An 18,212-nucleotide genomic window follows, 5' to 3' on the forward strand; every position below is an offset into this window, starting at 1 on the left:
GCATGTGAAGAGTGACGCAGTCATAACTTCCCGAACGCCACGCCTCTCCAACCCCAGCCGGTCCGATGAGCGGCTTCAATTAGGGGCGTCTTTATTTCGGTGGTATTGAAGCGATATTCGTAAACCTTGCCGTAGGACAAATCTTCCTTGAAGGCGAAGGCCATGTCGAAGCTTTTTTCCCACTTTCGACCGCGAAACGCATTAGCGCTCAAAGTAAGCGTGGGCACGCCAGCGCGCCATTCGACGGACCATTCCTGATCGACGGCGCGAACTTCGCAATTGGCAGCATCGAATTTCATCAGCACCTTGAACACCCTTTGCAGCCCAGCTTTGGCAAATAGTTCGTACCAGCGGGCATCAACGATCTTCCATTCGGCGACGAGATCGACGCCTTCCGGCTTGCCGTCACGAATGATGAACGGCGCAGTCTTTCTATTGATGGCGAGAAGATCATTGCGAAGCGCTGTCGTGGACTGGCGGTTCACCCCATCCGGCGCCGGTTTATATCCTGTCAGCCAGTCGAACAATTTCACGGGAGGTTCCTCAATCAGGCACTGTGGACAATCTCTACAGTGAGACACATTAAAAATTGAGATCATTTCCGATCAACTCTGTTTGCCAGGCCCGCTAGGAGAACAGATGAACAAAGTGCACGGCATTTGCACGCCCCACTAACGAGAAGGCATGATGCAGGGAGTTCGATCTGTCGGCGGCTTGCAACGTTTCATCTCGGTCTTCTCGGCAGACCAGAAACACTCAGCCCCAGCCACCCACGTTCATCGGATCCGCACAATGGCGCGCAGTGGAAAGCCGTGACGCGCGCAAGTCATAGACAAACGCTTTGTCGGGCGTTGATGAAACAACGTGACATTGCCGGGGAACGTGCTCCGGCAGGGTTACCTCGTGAACGATCAGGCCACCGAAGATCGGAAAGGAGCTTGACCCCAATGCCCGATTAGAGAAGCGGTCTTTCATCCGATCTCGCTGGCGAAAAACATCTGTGAATGTGGGAAAATGCGCGCATATTAGCCCAACGATAACGATATCGTGCGCCGCAGGAGCGTTCACCGCTGTGGATCGAAAGCTTGCAGCCATCCTTTCAGCCGATGTTGCCGGCTTCAGCCGCCTCACGGCGCTGGACGAGGAGGGTACAGTTCGCGCACTCGATCTATGCCGCGGTCGGATTGACGAAATGGTTAGCGAGCATGGTGGCCGTATCTTCGGTCGCGCAGGCGACGGCCTTGTCGCCGAGTTCCCAAGCGCTGTTCAGGCCGTCCGGTGCTCAGTAGAAATCCAGCGCCGTCTCTTCAGTCTCACAGAAGCCCTCCCACCCGATCGCCGCTTGGAATTCCGCATCGGCGTCAATCTGGGTGACGTCGTTGTGTCGGGCGACGATCTACTCGGTGACGGCGTCAATATCGCGGCACGCGTGCAGGAGATCGCCGCTCCGTCAGGCATCTGCATTTCCGCATCGGTGCGCGAACATCTTGACGGCAAGGTGCCGTTCGCGCTGACCAGCCTCGGCGAGCGGAGCTTGAAGAATATCCCCCGGCCAATCTTCGTCTTCCGGGTCGATTGGCAGCAAGATATGCCTGTCGGAGGCAGCATCGCGTCCGCGCCATTACTTGCGGCCCGCCGTGGCAAGGACCAGCCGTCAATCGTCGTCATGCCCTTCGACAACCTCAGCGGCCAGGGCGACGAATACTTCGTGGACGGCGTTGTAGAGGAGATCACCGCTGCGCTCTCGCGCGTTCGGGATTTCTTTGTAATCGCGCGACAGTCCGCATTCACCTACAAGGGACGCTTCGTCGACGTGCGTGAAGTCGGCAGGGAACTCGGCGTCAATTATGTGGTCGAAGGCACCGTCCGCCGGGGCGGCGACCGACTGCGCATTTCCGTGCAACTGGTCGATGCGGAGACAAGGACCCAGTTCTGGTCTGATCGTTATGAGGGCGCAATCGAAGATATTTTCGAGTTCCAGGATCGGATCGCGGCGCAGGTGGCAGGCGCCATTCATCCGGTCATCCGCAATGCAGAGATCGAGCTGGCCAAGCGCAAGCCGCCGACCAGCCTGCGGGCCTATGATCTCGTTATGCGCGCCTACCCGTACCTTTGGGGCCGCCGCAAGGATACCAACAACCAGGCGATCGAACTGCTTCAGCAAGCGATCGCCGTCGATCGGAGCTATGGTCGCGCGCATGCACTTTTGGCGTGGTGCCACGCCTCAAACGCCTCCTACCTATGGACAGAACAACCGAAACCTGATCTGGAAAAGGCGCGCGCAGCGGTCGAAGCTGCAGGCTCGATCGGCGATGATCCAACCGCGCTGACTGCCGCCGGCGCGGCAATGAGCATCTGCGGCGACCAGCAGCGCGCCACCATCTTTATCGAAAAGGCGCTTGCGCTTGATCCAAACAATGCCTGGGCATGGGCGCGCCTGGGCTGGATCGCGATCTACAAGGGCGAAGCCACTCGCGCGCCGGAACGCTTCCAGCGTGGGATGACCCTGAGCCCAAGAGATCCGCTCACATTCAACATGAGATTAGGGATGGCCTTTTCTTTGGCCATGGAAGGTTCTCTATCACAGGCCATCGCGATAGCCCAGGAGGTCATCAACAGCTATCCTGACGTGACCTGGTCCTATCGCCATCTCGCCGCCTGGTCGGCGATGAGCGGAGACCTGGAGACCGCCCGATGGGCCGCGCAGAAGCTATTGGCGGCCGAGCCAGGCTTTACAATCGAGTGGTATCGAGCGCTGCCCTGGTTTCAAAACATACCGCATTGGGAAGAGAAGATGGCCGAGGGTTTGCGGCAAGCAGGTTTGCCCGAACGCTGATCGCCGATCGAGGACATGCGCGGTCCGTTCTCGGCGGTGGATTTACTCTTTTGGCGGAGCCGGCCAATGTCTTGGAAAGGGCGAGAGCGGCTAAGGTCTGGTTCTGGCGCGTTTGAGGCGATGAGCGCATCAGCCGCTCAGCATGACTGCTGCATCTATCCTTAAATCCTATTCGATTTAAGATGCAGCAATTCAAAGTGCTGCAGCGAGCTTTGCATTCAGTTCTAGTTTCGCGCGTCGACAGGCGTGTGCAGTGAAGCCCCCATCTTTTCGGCCGCTGCCCGCAGACGCTTGTCTCTGGTCCATAAGGCCGCACGCTGATCAAGGAGAACCGAGGCCAGCAAATGGGCCTCAGTGTAGCCAATGCCCATGCTGAAAATGTCGTGGCGATCGATCATCGTCATGACTTCGTCGTGTGTTGCGACGAACGCTTCGCGCTGAGCGGCCAGGAAAGGTATCACGCTCCCGCGATCCCGAAGCCTGCCAAGCGCCAGTTCGCCAATCACAGCCGGATGGCAGAGTAGGCCATCGTCCTCAATAATCCTACGCAGCTCTATATCGACATGGCGGAAATGATCAATCCAGATAGAAGTGTCTGCAAGTATCACTTGGCCGCTGTGCTCCGGCGGCGTGGGGCTGCCTCCGCATCGGGCATAGTTCCTCCGAGCGCGATGAGGCGTTTTCCCGACTCCACACGAACAAACGTCTCCAACGCTTGGCGGACTAAAGCGGCGATTTCTTTTGTACCGGTGAGGGATCTGGCTCTTTCCATGAGAGCGTCGTCGAGGTCGATAGTCGATCGCATTATCTGGTTTCCTAATTCTGGCATTATAAATAGCACCATTTGGTGCTGAATCTACGCCTGGTTCCCACTCTGATACGCCCGGCGCAGGCCATCAACTTAGCTCACGTGCGCACGAGACCCACGGCCGCCAACGCGCAGCAGCTTGCACGCATTTCTGGGTTCCACCCACCTTCGTCGCTGAGGAAGTATGTAGCCTACGGCGTTCACGGGCGGTGTGCGGTGTCGGAAACCCTGAATTCAGCTTCGACATCTCTCGCACTTGGCACTGGCAGTCCGACCCGTCGAAGCGCTGCGATGATGCGCATGCTTTCCTTCTGCGGCAGGTTTCTCTTCCGGTTCTCGGCCACGATGTTGGGCAGATAGTCGGGGCGCATGTTCATGAACACCTCGCCCTCACGCTTTGCGTCTGCCAACAGCCCGGCCTCAGAGTAGATGACCGCCGCAACGCCATGGAAGAGCGGAAATTTCTTCAGGTCGGCCTTGCGGATCAGCCGCACCGCCTTCTCATGATCCTTGAGCATGCAGGCGATCAGAGCGCGCGTCCCGAAGTAATATCCGGCTCCGCCTGGATTGAGCTTGATCGCACGATCCAGCAGTTCCGCACCACGCTCCCATTGCCCCGAGAACGCGACGCGCGTTCCGAGCTCTCCAAGGAACTCCGTGTCGTTCGGGTTGGCGGCGAGCGCCTCCTCGCCGACCTCGAACGCCTCCTTCGGCTCGTTGTTGAAGAAGAGGGCCGTCATGAGCGCCTGCAGGGCGCGCGTGTTGTCAGGTTCGAGTGAGACCGCCCGCCGCGCCGAACCTAGCGCGCGCTCCATCGCGGGAACCTTGTCACTCTGCGGGTTGAACTGGAATCTGCCCTCGTCGAGTTGGACAATCGAGAGCATCGACCAAGCTGTGGCGTAGGCCGGGAAACGCGCCACGGCGCTCTCTAGGCAGTCGCGCGCGGCCAGGTGTTCTTCCGGGGCAAGCTTCTCGCGGTAGGCGTAGAAACGCAGCATACAGTCATGGACGCCCACATCGTCCGGCGGCGGGTTCGCCGCCAATGATTTCGCGATGATGCCGTAAGGCTGGGCTATGGCGGTAGCCACTTTGCTGGCGACATCGGACTGGATGGCGAAGAGTTCGTGGGTGTCCAGATCCTCGTCGTAGTCCTGCGACCACAGGATCGATCCGTTGGAGGTTTCGACCAGGCGCACTGTTACGCGAACCTTGTCCCCCGCAACACGGACCCCACCTGCGAGAAGGTAGTGCGCGCCCAGTCCATCGCGAACCTTCGATGTCTCGATATCGGGAGGCAGTGTCTTCGATGTCTCGCGGCCGAAGACCACAATCTCCTTGAAGCGGGGAAGGGCGGTGAGAAGCTCCTCGGTCAGTCCGACGGCATAGCGTGCAGCCTGCGGGCCATCGCCCAGGTCCGCGAAGGGTGCGATCACGAGTGTCGGCTCGTCCGGAATGTGCCCGACGGAACGACTGGAGGCTGTCCCCGTCAGACCGCCTGCGTAATAGCCAAGTCCCGCGCAAACGAATGCTACAAACACGGCCAGCACGGGCCAGCCGAGATGCCGCCATGTGAAGGCCCGGCGTCCGCCGCCGTCTTCGCTCAGTTCATCGTCGGCCGCCTCTGCCGGCGCCGGCGCGTCATTCCATGTAAAGGTTGGCACGTAGCCACCCTTGGGGATGTCAATGCGGATAGGATCGTGTTGGCCTGCAGTAAGATAGTAGCGTTCGATGACCCGGCGCAAACGTCCGGCCTCGATCCGCACGATGGGATCGTCCTGAGAGAAGTCCGCGCTGCGGTTGAACACCTCGATGGCAACCGAATACGCCTTGAGACGGTGCGCCCGGCCTGCAAGCGCTTCCTCGGTAACATACTTCAGGAAGGCAGCGCCGCGTCCACCACTAGGAAATTCGCGGCTGGACATAATCCGCACAAGTTGCGCCCTGACCTCCTCATGGGTCGGGTAGGGGCGCTCTGCCCGATCAACCGGCGACGACACCGAGGTCTGCATGCATTCTCCTCACCGGTCACAGAACGCGAGCAGTTTTTGCTTGTATTGGAATCCCTTATGCAACCTACCTCCCGAAGGGCATCTCGTCCACACTTGAAAGAGGTTTCGCAGCCGTAAAGTGTGGCGCTGTCGAGACAGAACCACCGGGAGAAATATAGGGTGGTGAACAGTGTACGATATTGCACATCCTCTCGCTCCGCAGCCAACCACAGCACGGCGAGCTTCGGCCGGAGTCGGCATGGTGCGGTCGCCATCATCGGTAGGGCCGCAGCCGCGGCGGTGTTCTGAACGTGCTTAACGAGCTTCATGAGTTCCGTCCTGGTTGAGGGCGTAGGCGAAACTTCGCCTGGCCGACTCCTGACAGGGCGCATCACGCGACATCGTCGCGATTTCCTCGGCATGTTGCTGTAGGTTACGGTGTGGCGGTGGCGGCCGGGGAGGGCACTCCGACGCGGATTGCCTTCGAGAAGTCGGGCGACAATCCATCCGCCCGCGCCCGCTCATCGATTTTGGAAATCTCTCGCAACTGGGCAAGCGGCATCGACGTGTCGATGGCTCCCCGGTCATAGGCGTAGTCGGGAAGATAACCGTTGACGATCAGCCGCCAGTCGAACGGGACCTTGTCTCCGGCGACGCGCATCAGCTTGGCGACGGTCGTCGTGCAGTTCGTCGTAATCGAATTGTAGAACTGCGGAGTCCGGGCGAGAGCGTTGGCCTCGGCCACGTATTCGAGTAGCAGATTTCGTGCCTGCTCTGGACTGGCCCTCAGCCGATAGACTTGGACGTCCTCGCCACGCACGTTGGAGCGGACGCCGACAACGTCGCGTTCGTCCGCGGCAAGGATCACCAGAGGGTCGTTCTTGAAGAGATCGGCAAGAGGAGAAAACGCGCCACCGACCTTGTGGCGTACCTCGATCGACCAGGCGAGTTGCTCTCCGTCTTCGAAGCCGAAGCTGAAGATGACATGTGCGATCTTCGGCCCCGCCCAGTATGACATGAACAGGTCGACGGTCTTCACTTTGCTCACATCGTAGGTCCGTGTCGTCCAGCGCTCCGTGAAGTCGGAATTGCTTCGCCACCCGAAGTCCCGGACATCAGTCAAGGTCAGCGAATTTCCGTCAATGCTACCCGTGACCTGCCGGGCGACATCCGGTGCCCATGCTGCGTTCGCTTCCGGCTTGATCGAGCTCCACCAGAAGAGAACAAGGGCGAAGACGCCAGCGAACGAAAGGATGGCCCTCACGCGCAGCCGGCTGGCAAGCGCCGCTACAGTGAAGAGACCGAAGACGAGGAAGACGCCAGCGCCAATTGCCCGTCCGGCATCAGGCAGGGAAAGGCGAAACCAGAGGGCCAGGGAACCCCAGGCTGTCAAAGCCGCCACGATCAGCGCGATCGCGAAGATGAGGATGATCGCCATCAAACGAGGCATGTTGTTCCTTTTCTGTAGCCGCTGCTGTGCCGCGATGATGCGGAGATCGCGCGTTCAACGGGCGGCAGGGAATGGCACGACCTTGTCAAGATCCAGCATGGTGTGGATTTCCTTGCCAAGGCCATCTATGAGTTCAAGCGCCTCGGCGTACCGCTCGTCTCGCTCCGGAGCCGTGGACGACTCCCAGTCCCGCACGAGTTGGTCCGCGATGGAAAAATCGTTGCACAGTTCTCGAAAGCTTTCATTGCGGGAGGCAAGCGCGTCGATCTCGCGCGCCTGCCCGGGAAATCTGCGCTTGGCGAACGCCGTATCGTATTCCATTGCATCGCCCCCGGACAGGCGACGTGAGGGGTTCCCTCACATCCGCGCAGTCGTCATGAAGATGGCACAGAATCCGGACGACGCCATGTAGGTTACCGTAACATACGGCGAGTTTCTTGCGGTTGGCAGCGGATGTGTGGTCCAAATCGGACATCGGCCCTTGGTGGGCCCAGCCATGCGAGGACGTTGCCGTGAAACCCATCCTGATCTCCGTCACAGCGCTACTAATGTCGACCGGACTGGCGAGCGCAGCCGACCCGATCGTCGGAAACTGGAAGACGACGCTCGGCGACACCGCCGCGATCGAGCCGTGCGGCGGCGGCTTCTGCATTACGCTGAAGAGCGGCAAACATGCAGGCGAGAAGATCGGCACGTTTGAAGGAGATAGCGGCAGCTATTCTGGCAAGATCACCGATCCTGACGCGAAGAAGACCTACAACGGAACCATCAGCGTCTCTGGCGACACGGTCACCCTCAAGGGCTGCGTGATGAAGATAGTCTGCGAGTCGCAGAAATGGTCACGCCTTTAGTCCGCGGGACCAGATGATACGGTAACATACCGGCGTTTCTGTCGGGACCTGCGGTTCTCGCACCGGGATTAAATTCCGGTGATCGGCCGGGCAAGTGGATCGGGCACAGCGGCTTGACAGGGCCTCGAAAGGGATATCTCGCGCTACAGCGCCGCGCGCCTTATTAGACGCGAAAAGGTCGCTGTCGCACTTTGACTTGCTGCATGCAGCTCTCGCAGGGGCAGCTCCTTCGGCTGCGGCCGACATCTCGGGGCCGGGACCGACCGTCATTGACAACGTCTGGAATAGGTCACGTTAGACGGGGCCGGCGGGCATGGCGACATCGGCGTGCGCGGCCTCCGCGTCAGGCGCGGTTGAGATCTCGCCTCTGGACGTGGTCGAGGATCAGGACGGTGCGATTGCGGGATCCTTTCAAGCGGTCGGTCGAATTTAATCTGATGCTGAGCGTAGCGCCGCAAGTCCGGCGGGTCCAAGAACGTCTTCACTGCGTGTGGAGCGGCGAAAGTTGTCGAAGTAGAGCGACCATTCGCCTTGGGCTGCCGAGCGGTACGGGCCGAACTTGAAATACTGCCGAGAGCCAAGCCCATGTTCTTCATGCCCGATATGGCCTCGGACCGTCACGATCCAGCGGTCGTTGGCGAAGAGTTCGATATGCCCTGTTCCATCCGGTCCCGGCCGGGTCATCACCGCAAAGTCAATCCATCCGCTATGCGGCGTCGGCAGCTCATTACCCCGGTGGATGACGGTGATGCGATCACTGTAGGCCGTGAACAGGCGCCCGTCCTGTGGCTTCCAGCCAGGATCGGTGGCAACCAGCGCACGCATCTGCCGCTTTTCCGGCCGCAGAAAAACCGGGGTGAGGGCCGATGCGCCGGTCGACAAAGAAGGGCGCCGCGAGATCACCGGAAAAGTGGTCTCAACGGTCGCAAAAAGTCGGCCTCGAACGAGACGAAGCGCCAGGAACGGACTGAAGTCACCCCTCGCCTCCGGACCGATCTCGCGCTTCCATTGGGCGATCACATGGCGGTGGTCCCCTTGCGGGATGGGATCGGCAAACCTGACGGAAAAGCCGTACCAGACCGCCTTGTCATATGGTACGCGCAGTGTCGTGCGTTCCCACACCTCCGCCCGCTCGCTTCGATCGTCTTCGCCCTCCCAGAGCGGTCGGACGCTTAGCTTCAACGCGCCGGCACTACCAAAGGTGACGTCGCGCTGAAACTCGACTGAGCCTGCGCGTTGCTCGACATTGTCGCGGTAATAGAGCCCACCCATAGGCGAGAAGCTGTCGCCTTCGAAGCCGTCAACAAGGTTGGCTTCCCAGGACAACGGCGTCGCGGCGTCGCCATTCCCGTCAGGTGCGTTGCCAGCGGTATCCAATTCGACCTCCTCCATACCATCCATACTCGCAAGGCATTTCGTGCTTAAAGCTCCGTTCCTATCTTGCGACAGTCCATTGCGAGCCTCCGGTCAGCGATGTGGTCGTTGCACCGGGTTAGGTAGCAGCCGTTGTTTGACTTCAATCGACCGGCCCCACCGCAGACGTCACACGTGTGGTAGGATCGCTCCGCAATCTCGTGGTAGATCACACCAAGCGCGGCGGCTACTTCTGCTGACGGCCGATAGCCATTCGTCGGACTGAGATAGCAGCGAAGGCCACCCCATTTTTCCTCTATTTGCCGAATGTAGAGCTTGGAAAGCAGCCCGTGTTTGGCGAGGAAGACTTCGACACGCCGCACATACTCTTCGATTAATTCGTTCCAGCCCGTGTTCGCAGTTAGGAAAAGGGACCAAGCCTCCTCGCTCGTGCTTGGATCGAAGAGGCCGGCATAAGTTTGGCGAAGATACACGAGGAACTCCGCATGTGTCATGCAGCGGCTCCTTTCGTATGAACCCGGGTTGGGAGGGACGGTCAGCTGCTGAGACATCCCGACAACCTCACCTCGCATAATATTCATGACGATCCCTCCAAAAAGATCCAATTTTGTCACGAAATGAAACTAACTCAGTCGATGTTGCCCACGAGGTAACGGCCGGCACGAGTTTGGTCGTAAACGCCCACAGCATCGCCACGCGATGGCGCGGCGATGCTGGTTCTGACGCAACCGGCAGGGACAGCGAGACCCTGACTACAAGATGAAAAACCAATCACTCATGTTACTTCACGAGACCGAGGTTCACGAGCTGAACGCGCCGATTGTCGGCAGCCTTCGGGTTCGCCGGATCTACTGGCCATTCCTCGCCGACGCCGATCGCGAACAGACGGTCCGGCGCGACAGCGAATGTCGTCGATAGGGCCTCCGTAATCGCATTCGCCCGTTTCTGGCTGAGATCCAGATTGTGCTTGGCATCGCCCGTTGAGCTCGTGTGTCCGACGACAAGGAATTTGTAGCGCCGCAGGTTCGGATGATGCAGGGCGTCGGCGATCAGGCCGACGGTACGATAGGATTTCGGTTCGATGGCGACGGAATCGTTCTCGAAGTCGATCTCGACGATGAGCTGCGACAGCTGCGAAAGTTTCTGCCAGTTAGGAAGGGCGGCGACGCCCTTGCCTGCACTCGCAGCCGCTTCTTCCACAAGCAACGCGATGTCGACGGCGGGAGCGGCTCCCGCCAGTCTGTCGAGCGTGCGCACGACCTGCGGGCCGCTCAGGTCCTGCGAGAATGGGTGGCCGGGTGCCAGCAGCAGTCCGGCGGCAAACATCGTTGCAAGTCGAAAGCTCTTCATGATTCTGTGTCCCTTCAACATTGTTCACCGCCATCCGGCATCGGTGATAGCCTGGCCGCACTGGCCTTCCTTCACGCGTGTCGCCTTGTTCAGGCAGGCAAGAATGTTGCCCTCGCCTTTCACGTCGCCGCAGTACTGAGCGACGTAATGCTTGCAGATCGTCGTGAACGACTGCTGGGCGGCAAGGCGCTGCTCGATCGAGGCAGTGACGCCCACCAGTGTCGCCGTGCAGGTGGGCGAGACCTTCGCGGCATGCTCCACCAAGCAGTTCTGGATGCGGCCGTTTCCGAGGTTCAGGCCCTTGCAGAACTTCTTGATGTCGGATCCGCAGTCGCTGGCGAGCGTGCTCACCGCATCGGCGAAGCTGATGGTGTCGGCACGGGCCGCGCCCGTCAGCGCGAGGAACGCGACCAGCGCCCCTCCTAACAGTCTGGTTCTCATCGACATGCTACCCCCATAGTGAACGGTTGATCGCCGGAGAAACTCCCCGCACACATCTGTTGCGCTACCGGGGGCGCGAGGGGAAGTATGTTACGGTTACATTGACCGTAGGATACGGCTTCAACGAGCCGCAACCGAGCTCCGGCTAGAACGTCACGGCCAGTCGCGTGAATGTCCACGAACCGTTTGTCGTTGATGCCACCATGCATGGCAAGGAGACGACCGGCTCAGCCTAGCTTTGCCAACCGCAACGGTCGAACGCCCGGGAACAATGCTAAAATGCGCACGAAATCGAATTGCGTGGGCTGCTGAAGACTTGGTCGCCGGAGCGCCACCGGAACGCAAATGGTTCGTGACACTTGGCGCGGCTTTCAAAGCGGTCTCGGGTGGTCGTTGAGCAGTGCTCAGACGGAGCTGTGTTCGCCCATGACGTCATCAACGTCATTCGCCGCAGCTCCTAATCTGCAACTGTTCGCTGGACAGCCCATCGACATACCCGGTCGCGACATGCCCGCGATCTTAATTCTGCTGCAATGCAACACAAACATTAGCGCTTACTGTTTGGCCGGGACTGTGGGGGTCAAGAACAAGGTTTTGTCATCAAAACCTCGTCGCCATTTAAGGATATCAGATGTTCGACACACCCAAATCCAAATCGAACGACCTGGAAACCATAGCCCGCAGCGGCGGGGCGTTCCGCCGCATGGCTGCACGCGTACCTACCTATCTAACGGACGTACGAGAGAATCCCGCCTGGCTGCCGATGTTCCTGCTGGCGCGGACAATGCCGTTCCGCAAGGCCCACTGGCTGACCGCCAAACGCGTGCGCTCCACTGTCGACAGTGCGCCTTCGATGTTCGGCAACCTTCAGGCGGAGGCAATTGCGGCCGAACTCAGGCGAACTGGCATCTTTGCCGGTCTGACGCTGCCTGCGCCGATCAGGGAGGAAATCGCCCGGTTCGGCCGCGAAACGCCGTGTTTTGGCAACTTCGAGCGCAAGGTGGAGTTTCTCGCCGATGAGCACGCGGACGCCGAGCGGCGTTTTGGCCGCACGATACTGAGTGGCCATCATTTCGAGCGGGTTCTGCAGTGCGATGCCGCTTTGGCCGTGCAGCGGGACCCATTACTCCTCAACGTGGCAAGGCACTATCTCGGCGGCCAAGCCAAACTCATCACGACGCGAACTTGGTGGAGCTTTCCGACGAAGTCTGCTTCAGAGGCCGATCTCAGCCGCGCCTCGTTCAAGTTCCATTTCGATCTCGACGATTGGCGGATGTTGAAGTTCTTCTTCTACCTCACCGACGTCGATGCGGACGCCGGGCCGCATGTTTATGTGCGGGGCAGCCACAACCGCCGACGTGTCAAGCATCAACTGACGCTACTTGTCGGGCATCCGGCAGATGAGGTGCTGGGCTTCTACGGTGAGGACAGTGCCATTACCATGATCGGAAACGCGGGTACGGGTTTTGTGGAGGATCCTTTTGGCTTTCATATGGGAACATTGGCAAAACAGTCGCCGCGCCTGATGATGGAAGTTGGATTCGGCGTGTCGAAGCCGTCAAGCCGCCGCTATCATGGTGAACCCGTCGTGCGGTGAACCGAAGACGCCAGATTGGCTACGGTTGGCGCACTCCTGCCGGGACCTTCGTCTCGTTCTGACCCCTAAGAGAAACGACCTTCCAAGCTTGATTGGGAAGCTGTCAGGCCACCTCGAGGTGAGAGCCTGTCGCCCGACGCGAGATCGCGGGCGCCGGCTTTTGCACGTGGGATGCGTTAAGTCGGCGCGCCACGATGTCGTGATTGAGCCACTGGACGGGACCGGAGGGATCTGAGGTTTCGCCAAAAATCAGCTGCCCGGTCGCCTCCACCACGAGGGCACTCAGGTGGTCGCTGATCATCGCCTTGCCGTCACGATGCATCTGCGTGATCTCGTTGGACGTGCCGATGGTCAGATCGGATTGTGCCTGGCTGTTTGCCATGGGCCACGCCGAGAAATCATAGAACGGACGCATGACCTCGTTGGCCTGCATATTGGTAATTTTCTGGATGACATCCGTCATCGTGAAGCCGTCCGCCAGAAGCCGCTCACATGCCTGCCACTGTTCTTCGGCCCATTGGCCACCGTTCTCTTTCTTCAAGGCGAGCAGCAGCGGTATCAGGGGAAGCTCGATACCCGTGAAGACGTCGGAGGAATTGGTCCGGATTTCAGGGCAGTTATAAACGGTTGCCTTGATACCCGCCGCCCAGGCTTCCTGCGCGATGCCTTCTAGCCGCATCTTGGCGTAGCCTTGGGTGTAGTTGGTGTAAGTCTGCCAGCGATAGCTGCCGTCGATCAGGACCGCCGTTCCATGGTAGCCGTAGGCCGTGTACCGGACCTGACCGCCCGATGCCTCCACACGTGCGCGGATCGCCGCGCTGAAGTCGATGAGATGTCGAAAGGTGATTGCGGAGACTTCGTCGAAATTCTGCAGGATGAGCTTGCCCATGTCGCTGTCAAGCAGGGCTTGAGACGACATGTGGCGGGGACCACGCCCCTTGTAGATCCGATTGGCAACGACCAGGAATACCTTCGCTTTCGGGATGCCTCCGGCCATCGTATGGGCGAAAATGACATTGCGGCCGTCGGCAATCATTCCGTCGAGAACGGCCATGACCTGTGAAAGCGAATTCGTGAAGCGCGAAGTGGCAATGTCCCGGCACTGCTGGATGTAGTCCCAGTCGAGCCTGTCCTGTTCCCAGCTCTCCAGCGTCATATTGGCCAGGAGATCAGTCGGAGTGGGGCCACCTGCCGGAGCGTCGAGATCGAAGCCGGCCATAAGGGGGATGTTGATGATCCTGCCGCCCAGTCGCTCTTCGGCGGCAGAGAGTTCCTCGGCGTCCAGAGGTCGCAGTGCGTTGTTCTCGTCGCGGCGCCCGACCGTGATTCCCACGATCTCCATGCCTGCCTGTCGGGCTTGGTCGAGCAAGCCAGTTGCGTATCCGCGGCCGAACAGTTCGCCGAAAAGGACGAAAACATCACCTTTGCGAAAGACGTTGTTCTCGGCAAGGCGATTCAATGCGATCGGATTTTCCATACTGTCAGCTCTTTGGTCCGTTCGTCGTCGAGCGGTGAGTCGGACGACCTTCAATCGTTACATGACCGGACTGACCCGTAATGGGAAGTCATATTAAGTGACCGTTCATTTCAAAACGTGATGTGCCGCCGGGATCGCTGGGCGTGGAGCTTCGGCATCCAAGGAGGTCCGGCAACGGTTTGGGAACCTGTGATTGCCTGTTGTCGCCAGCCGGTGACCGGCCTAGCAGCTTCCTTTCACGTGGCGGCATCCATTTGCCTTTGCCTGCTCAGTCCAGCCTCGCGCACGATGTCGGCGATCCGAGCGAACTGCGTCGACAGTGGATTGGTCTTTCGCCAGACCATCCCGATCCTTCGGGTCGGGCGGGGGCCGGCAAGCCGGGACACGCAGACCGATGAGGACCGCGTTTCGGTCTCTATGGCCATCTGCGGGATAAGCGTTACACCTATGCCCGCGCCGACCATCTGCACGAGTGTCGAAAGCGAACTCCCCTCCATCACATCGCGCGTCGACGCGGTCGTGATGTTGCAGACGGACAGGGCCTGGTCGCGGAAGCAATGTCCCTCCTCCAGCAGGAGCAGGCGCATTTCATGCAGTCTTTCCGAAGCCGGCACTGGCTTGCCCGCATCCTCCAGGGGCCGTACCAGCACGAATTCCTCGTCAAAGAGCGGGATTTCCTCCAGGGCTGGCTCCGAAATCGGTAGCGCGACGATGGCGATGTCCAGTTTCGCCTCCGCCAAGTCCTCGATCAATCTTTGTGTGATCGCCTCGCGCGGCCGCGGATCGAGCCCCGGATAGAGCTGTGCGAGCGACTTTATGATGGTTGGCAAGAGATAGGGCGCGACCGTCGGAATGATTCCAAGACGAAGGCGGCCCGCGAGCGGCCCATGGGCCGCCCGCCCGAGATCTGCCAGTTCGTCGACAGCGCGAAGGATGGCGCGGGTGCGGCCGACGAACTCCTCGCCGAGACCCGTCAGCCGTATGCGGCGCCCGCCTCTTTCCACGAGCGGCGCGCCAAGCAGTTCCTCCAGTTCCCTTATCTGCACGGATAGCGCGGGCTGCGAGATGGCGCAGCTCTCCGCGGCGCGGCCGAAATGGCCGATCCGGGCAAGGGCGTCAAAATAGCGGAGATGTTTCATGGTCAGGCCATTCATAACCTCAGCATATCGCTGCCTTTAGAATATACAATTGGAATTTATGAAGTGGGCTTGTTACTCATTGGCCACTCGGAAGGCACTTCCCGGTAGCGCTGACCCAAGAGGTGTGCCCGCGAAGCCCTTCCAGTGTCCGTAGATTGAAGAAAACCCGTTGGAGGACCAAATGGATACGAAGACAACCACGGCCGGCAAGTGTCCGGTCATGCACGGCGGCGCCACGGCTCTCGGCAACTCCGTCATGGAATGGTGGCCCAACGCACTCAACCTCGACATCCTGCACCAGCATGACAGCAAGACCAATCCGCTGGGCAAGGGGTTTAACTATCGCGAAGAGCTCAAGAAGCTGGACGTGGAAGCGCTGAAGGCGGACCTGCGCGCCCTGATGACGGACAGCCAGGAATGGTGGCCGGCCGACTGGGGTAGCTATGTCGGCATGATGGCGCGCGTCACGTGGCACGCGGCCGGCTCCTACCGCGCCGCCGACGGCCGCGGCGGTGCCAACACCGGCAACCAGCGCTTCGCCCCGCTCAATTCCTGGCCGGACAATGTCAACACCGACAAGGGTCGCCGCCTGCTTTGGCCGATTAAGAAGAAATACGGCAACAAGATTTCCTGGGCCGACCTGATCGCGCTTGCCGGCACCATCGCCTACGATGTTGCCGGCCTGAAGACCTTCGGCTTCGCCTTCGGCCGGGAGGACATCTGGGCGCCGGAAAAGGACGTCTACTGGGGTGACGAGAAGCAGTGGCTCGCCCCGAGCGACGGCCGCTACGGCGACGTCTCCAAGCCAGAGACGCTGGAAAACCCGCTCGCTGCCGTGCAGATGGGCCTCATCTACGTCAACCCGGAAGGCGTGAACGGGAAATCCGATCCGCTGGCGACCGCCGCGCAGATGCGCGAGACCTTCGCGCGCATGGGAATGGACGATGAGGAAACCGTGGCGCTTACCGCCGGCGGCCACACCATCGGCAAGTCCCACGGCAACGGCAACCCGGGTGACCTCAGCCCCGATCCAGAAGCCGCAGGCCCGGAATTCCAAGGCCTCGGCTGGATGAATACCAAGGGTCGCGGCATCGGCCGTAACACGGTCGTCTCGGGCATCGAGGGCGCCTGGACCGCCGAGCCGACGAAGTGGGACAACGGCTTCTTCGAGATGCTGTTCAACCATGAATGGACGCTGACGCACAGCCCTGCGGGCGCCTCTCAATGGGCACCGATCACCATCGCAGAGGAAGACAAGCCAGTCGACGTCGAGGATCCCTCGATCCGCACCATTCCGATGATGACCGATGCGGATATGGCGCTGAAGGTGGACCCAATCTATCGCGAAATCTCGCTTCGCTTCAGGAATGACTTCACGGCCTTTTCGGATGCCTTCGCCCGCGCCTGGTTCAAGCTGACGCACCGCGACATGGGTCCGAAGTCCCGCTATCTCGGCCCTGATGTGCCGGCCGAAGACCTCGTCTGGCAGGATCCGATCCCGGCCGGCCGCAAGGACTACGATATCGGGGGCGTCAAGGCGAAGGTCGCGGCATCAGGTCTTTCCATCGCGGATCTGGTTGCCACGGCATGGGACAGCGCCCGCACCTTCCGCGGTTCGGATTTCCGTGGCGGCGCAAACGGCGCCCGCATCCGCCTTGCCCCGCAGAAGGACTGGGAGGGCAATGAGCCGGCACGTCTGGCCCGTGTTCTTTCCGTTCTCGAACCGATTGCCGCGGCATCGGGTGCCAGCCTTGCCGACGTGATCGTGCTCGCCGGCAACTACGGCGTCGAGCAGGCGGCCAAAGCCGCAGGCTTCGATATCGAAGTGCCCTTCGCCGCAGGGCGCGGCGATGCGACCGCCGAGCAGACGGACGCCGACGGCTTCGCTCCGCTCGAGCCGCTCGCCGACGGCTTCCGCAACTGGCAGAAGAAGGACTATGTGGTGAGCCCGGAAGAGCTGCTGCTCGATCGCGCCCAGCTCATGGGCCTGACCGCGCCCGAGATGACAGCGCTCGTCGGTGGTCTCCGCGTCATCGGCACGAACCATGCCGGCACCGCACACGGCGTCTTCACGAGCCACGTCGGTGCATTGACGACGGACTTCTTCGCCACGCTGACTGACATGGGCTATTCCTGGGTTCCGACCGGCAGCAACCTGTATGAAATCCGCGACCGAAAGACCGGCGCGACCAAGTACACGGCGACCCGCGTCGACCTCGTCTTCGGCTCGAACTCCGTACTTCGCGCCTATGCGGAGGTCTATGCCCAGGATGACAACAGGGAGAAGTTCGTCAAGGACTTCGTTGCGGCCTGGACTAAGGTCATGAATGCGGATCGTTTCGATCTGGCTGCATGACCCCTGGGATCACCCAGTTAACTCCTTCCCCCGTCAAACGGGGGGAGGCTTTCGGATCCGCCGTCTCTGGACATCCGCATTCATGCTCGAACGCTAGGAACGGCTTGCCGGTTTCTTCGCAGGCTTCTCGGATTTGGCACTCCGGCCTGACGGCATCTTTCCAGCCGCCTCCCGCGCGTGGGCTTCCGGGCCGGCGACGATCGTGCCAGGTTTGGAACTATCGCGGCGATCGTTTTCTTTCGATTTGTGCGCTTCAGCTTCTTTTTCCATGGTTGCCGTTCCTCCGTTGCAAGACGCAACCTTAACGGCGCCGCGGAAGTCTGGTTCCGTGCCATCGCAGAAAACGCGGATATTCCCGTTCGAGCAGGAGCTGTCAGCCACATGGCGGTTGGTGCCGAGACGTCCTTTTTGGGGAAGAAAAGGCCGACCGCGCTGCGCCCTTCTAATTGCTAGCGGAGCGTGAGCAGCTCTGTTGGCAGGCTTCGCGCACATTGAAGCAGATCGGGTCGCTTGATCGGAGCGACGGGCTCTTGCACGTCACTCCG

Annotated in this window: 16 protein-coding genes and 1 pseudogene; 5 read left to right on the forward strand and 12 right to left on the reverse strand. The window is 60.3% G+C overall.

The window, feature by feature from the left end; translation table 11 throughout:
• Positions 1–20: 20 nt before the first annotated feature.
• Entirely contained in the window at positions 21–533 is a 513-nt protein-coding gene (locus C6558_RS30885; protein WP_107028079.1) for a hypothetical protein, read from the reverse strand.
• 142 nt (positions 534–675) lie between these two features.
• On the opposite strand from C6558_RS30885, the pseudogene C6558_RS30890 reads away from it, so the two are divergent.
• Positions 676–827 (forward strand): annotated as a pseudogene (locus C6558_RS30890) (IS6 family transposase); the annotation flags it as partial.
• 245 nt (positions 828–1,072) lie between these two features.
• A complete protein-coding gene (locus C6558_RS30895; RefSeq protein WP_107028080.1) occupies positions 1,073–2,836 on the forward strand; it encodes an adenylate/guanylate cyclase domain-containing protein in 1,764 nt (587 codons plus the stop codon).
• 224 nt (positions 2,837–3,060) lie between these two features.
• Here C6558_RS30895 and C6558_RS30900 read toward each other — a convergent pair whose 3' ends face one another.
• From C6558_RS30900 to C6558_RS30920, 5 genes are all read right to left on the reverse strand, one after another.
• On the reverse strand, positions 3,061–3,444 hold the full coding sequence (locus C6558_RS30900) for a type II toxin-antitoxin system VapC family toxin (RefSeq protein WP_057216466.1): 384 nt from the start codon (positions 3,442–3,444) through the stop codon (positions 3,061–3,063).
• Positions 3,441–3,641, reverse strand: coding sequence for a type II toxin-antitoxin system VapB family antitoxin (locus C6558_RS30905; RefSeq protein WP_057216469.1), 201 nt, complete (start codon positions 3,639–3,641; stop codon positions 3,441–3,443). Before C6558_RS30905 ends, C6558_RS30900 begins: the two co-directional genes overlap by 4 nt.
• Before the next feature lie 203 nt (positions 3,642–3,844).
• Complete coding sequence (locus tag C6558_RS30910; RefSeq protein WP_107028081.1) at positions 3,845–5,653, reverse strand: adenylate cyclase; 1,809 nt, start codon at positions 5,651–5,653, stop codon at positions 3,845–3,847.
• A gap of 412 nt (positions 5,654–6,065) precedes the next feature.
• Complete coding sequence (locus tag C6558_RS30915) at positions 6,066–7,082, reverse strand: DUF4105 domain-containing protein (RefSeq protein ID WP_107028082.1); 1,017 nt, start codon at positions 7,080–7,082, stop codon at positions 6,066–6,068.
• 54 nt (positions 7,083–7,136) lie between these two features.
• Entirely contained in the window at positions 7,137–7,403 is a 267-nt protein-coding gene (locus C6558_RS30920) for a hypothetical protein (protein ID WP_057206766.1), read from the reverse strand.
• Positions 7,404–7,630: 227 nt separating this feature from the next.
• Here C6558_RS30920 and C6558_RS30925 point away from each other — a divergent pair, with 227 nt between their 5' ends.
• Positions 7,631–7,933, forward strand: a complete 303-nt coding sequence (locus C6558_RS30925; RefSeq protein WP_057206768.1) for a DUF2147 domain-containing protein — start codon at positions 7,631–7,633, stop codon at positions 7,931–7,933.
• 429 nt (positions 7,934–8,362) lie between these two features.
• Here the strand turns inward: C6558_RS30925 and C6558_RS30930 are convergent, their stop codons facing one another.
• From C6558_RS30930 to C6558_RS30945, 4 genes are all read right to left on the reverse strand, one after another.
• The gene (locus C6558_RS30930; RefSeq protein ID WP_234907785.1) at positions 8,363–9,205 is read right to left on the reverse strand and encodes a polysaccharide lyase; all 843 of its coding nucleotides are present in this window, start codon (positions 9,203–9,205) and stop codon (positions 8,363–8,365) included.
• Positions 9,206–9,354: 149 nt separating this feature from the next.
• Positions 9,355–9,801: a hypothetical protein gene (locus C6558_RS30935; RefSeq protein ID WP_146160924.1), complete on the reverse strand. Its 447-nt coding sequence runs from the start codon at positions 9,799–9,801 to the stop codon at positions 9,355–9,357.
• A 286-nt stretch (positions 9,802–10,087) separates the two neighbouring features.
• The gene (locus C6558_RS30940) at positions 10,088–10,657 is read right to left on the reverse strand and encodes an OmpA family protein (RefSeq protein WP_057206772.1); all 570 of its coding nucleotides are present in this window, start codon (positions 10,655–10,657) and stop codon (positions 10,088–10,090) included.
• 24 nt (positions 10,658–10,681) lie between these two features.
• A complete protein-coding gene (locus C6558_RS30945) occupies positions 10,682–11,104 on the reverse strand; it encodes a cysteine rich repeat-containing protein (protein WP_057216480.1) in 423 nt (140 codons plus the stop codon).
• A 625-nt stretch (positions 11,105–11,729) separates the two neighbouring features.
• On the opposite strand from C6558_RS30945, the gene C6558_RS30950 reads away from it, so the two are divergent.
• Complete coding sequence (locus C6558_RS30950) at positions 11,730–12,695, forward strand: hypothetical protein (RefSeq protein ID WP_057221224.1); 966 nt, start codon at positions 11,730–11,732, stop codon at positions 12,693–12,695.
• Between the two features lie 103 nt (positions 12,696–12,798).
• Here C6558_RS30950 and C6558_RS30955 read toward each other — a convergent pair whose 3' ends face one another.
• Positions 12,799–14,172, reverse strand: coding sequence for a hypothetical protein (locus tag C6558_RS30955; protein ID WP_107028084.1), 1,374 nt, complete (start codon positions 14,170–14,172; stop codon positions 12,799–12,801).
• 236 nt (positions 14,173–14,408) lie between these two features.
• Positions 14,409–15,326 (reverse strand): hydrogen peroxide-inducible genes activator, encoded by a 918-nt coding sequence (locus C6558_RS30960; RefSeq protein WP_057221222.1) that lies wholly within the window; start codon positions 15,324–15,326, stop codon positions 14,409–14,411.
• Positions 15,327–15,492: 166 nt separating this feature from the next.
• Between C6558_RS30960 and katG the strand changes: the two genes are divergently transcribed.
• On the forward strand, positions 15,493–17,667 hold the full coding sequence (gene katG / locus C6558_RS30965) for a catalase/peroxidase HPI (RefSeq protein ID WP_107028085.1): 2,175 nt from the start codon (positions 15,493–15,495) through the stop codon (positions 17,665–17,667).
• Positions 17,668–18,212: the final 545 nt, after the last annotated feature.

Source organism: Ensifer sp. NM-2 (genome assembly GCF_003024455.1).
GTDB lineage: Bacteria > Pseudomonadota > Alphaproteobacteria > Rhizobiales > Rhizobiaceae > Ensifer > Ensifer canadensis.

Bases quoted from the DNA above. Each gene is read 5' to 3' on its own strand.
- C6558_RS30905 (WP_057216469.1), bottom strand. From the start codon at position 3,641: ATGCGATCGACTATCGACCTCGACGACGCTCTCATGGAAAGAGCCAGA.
- C6558_RS30910 (WP_107028081.1), bottom strand. From the start codon at position 5,653: ATGCAGACCTCGGTGTCGTCGCCGGTTGATCGGGCAGAGCGCCCCTAC.
- C6558_RS30915 (WP_107028082.1), bottom strand. From the start codon at position 7,082: ATGCCTCGTTTGATGGCGATCATCCTCATCTTCGCGATCGCGCTGATC.
- C6558_RS30920 (WP_057206766.1), bottom strand. From the start codon at position 7,403: ATGGAATACGATACGGCGTTCGCCAAGCGCAGATTTCCCGGGCAGGCG.
- C6558_RS30925 (WP_057206768.1), top strand. From the start codon at position 7,631: ATGTCGACCGGACTGGCGAGCGCAGCCGACCCGATCGTCGGAAACTGG.
- C6558_RS30930 (WP_234907785.1), bottom strand. From the start codon at position 9,205: ATGGGTGGGCTCTATTACCGCGACAATGTCGAGCAACGCGCAGGCTCA.
- C6558_RS30935 (WP_146160924.1), bottom strand. From the start codon at position 9,801: ATGACACATGCGGAGTTCCTCGTGTATCTTCGCCAAACTTATGCCGGC.
- C6558_RS30940 (WP_057206772.1), bottom strand. From the start codon at position 10,657: ATGAAGAGCTTTCGACTTGCAACGATGTTTGCCGCCGGACTGCTGCTG.
- C6558_RS30945 (WP_057216480.1), bottom strand. From the start codon at position 11,104: ATGTCGATGAGAACCAGACTGTTAGGAGGGGCGCTGGTCGCGTTCCTC.
- C6558_RS30950 (WP_057221224.1), top strand. From the start codon at position 11,730: ATGTTCGACACACCCAAATCCAAATCGAACGACCTGGAAACCATAGCC.
- C6558_RS30955 (WP_107028084.1), bottom strand. From the start codon at position 14,172: ATGGAAAATCCGATCGCATTGAATCGCCTTGCCGAGAACAACGTCTTT.
- C6558_RS30960 (WP_057221222.1), bottom strand. From the start codon at position 15,326: ATGAATGGCCTGACCATGAAACATCTCCGCTATTTTGACGCCCTTGCC.
- katG (WP_107028085.1), top strand. From the start codon at position 15,493: ATGGATACGAAGACAACCACGGCCGGCAAGTGTCCGGTCATGCACGGC.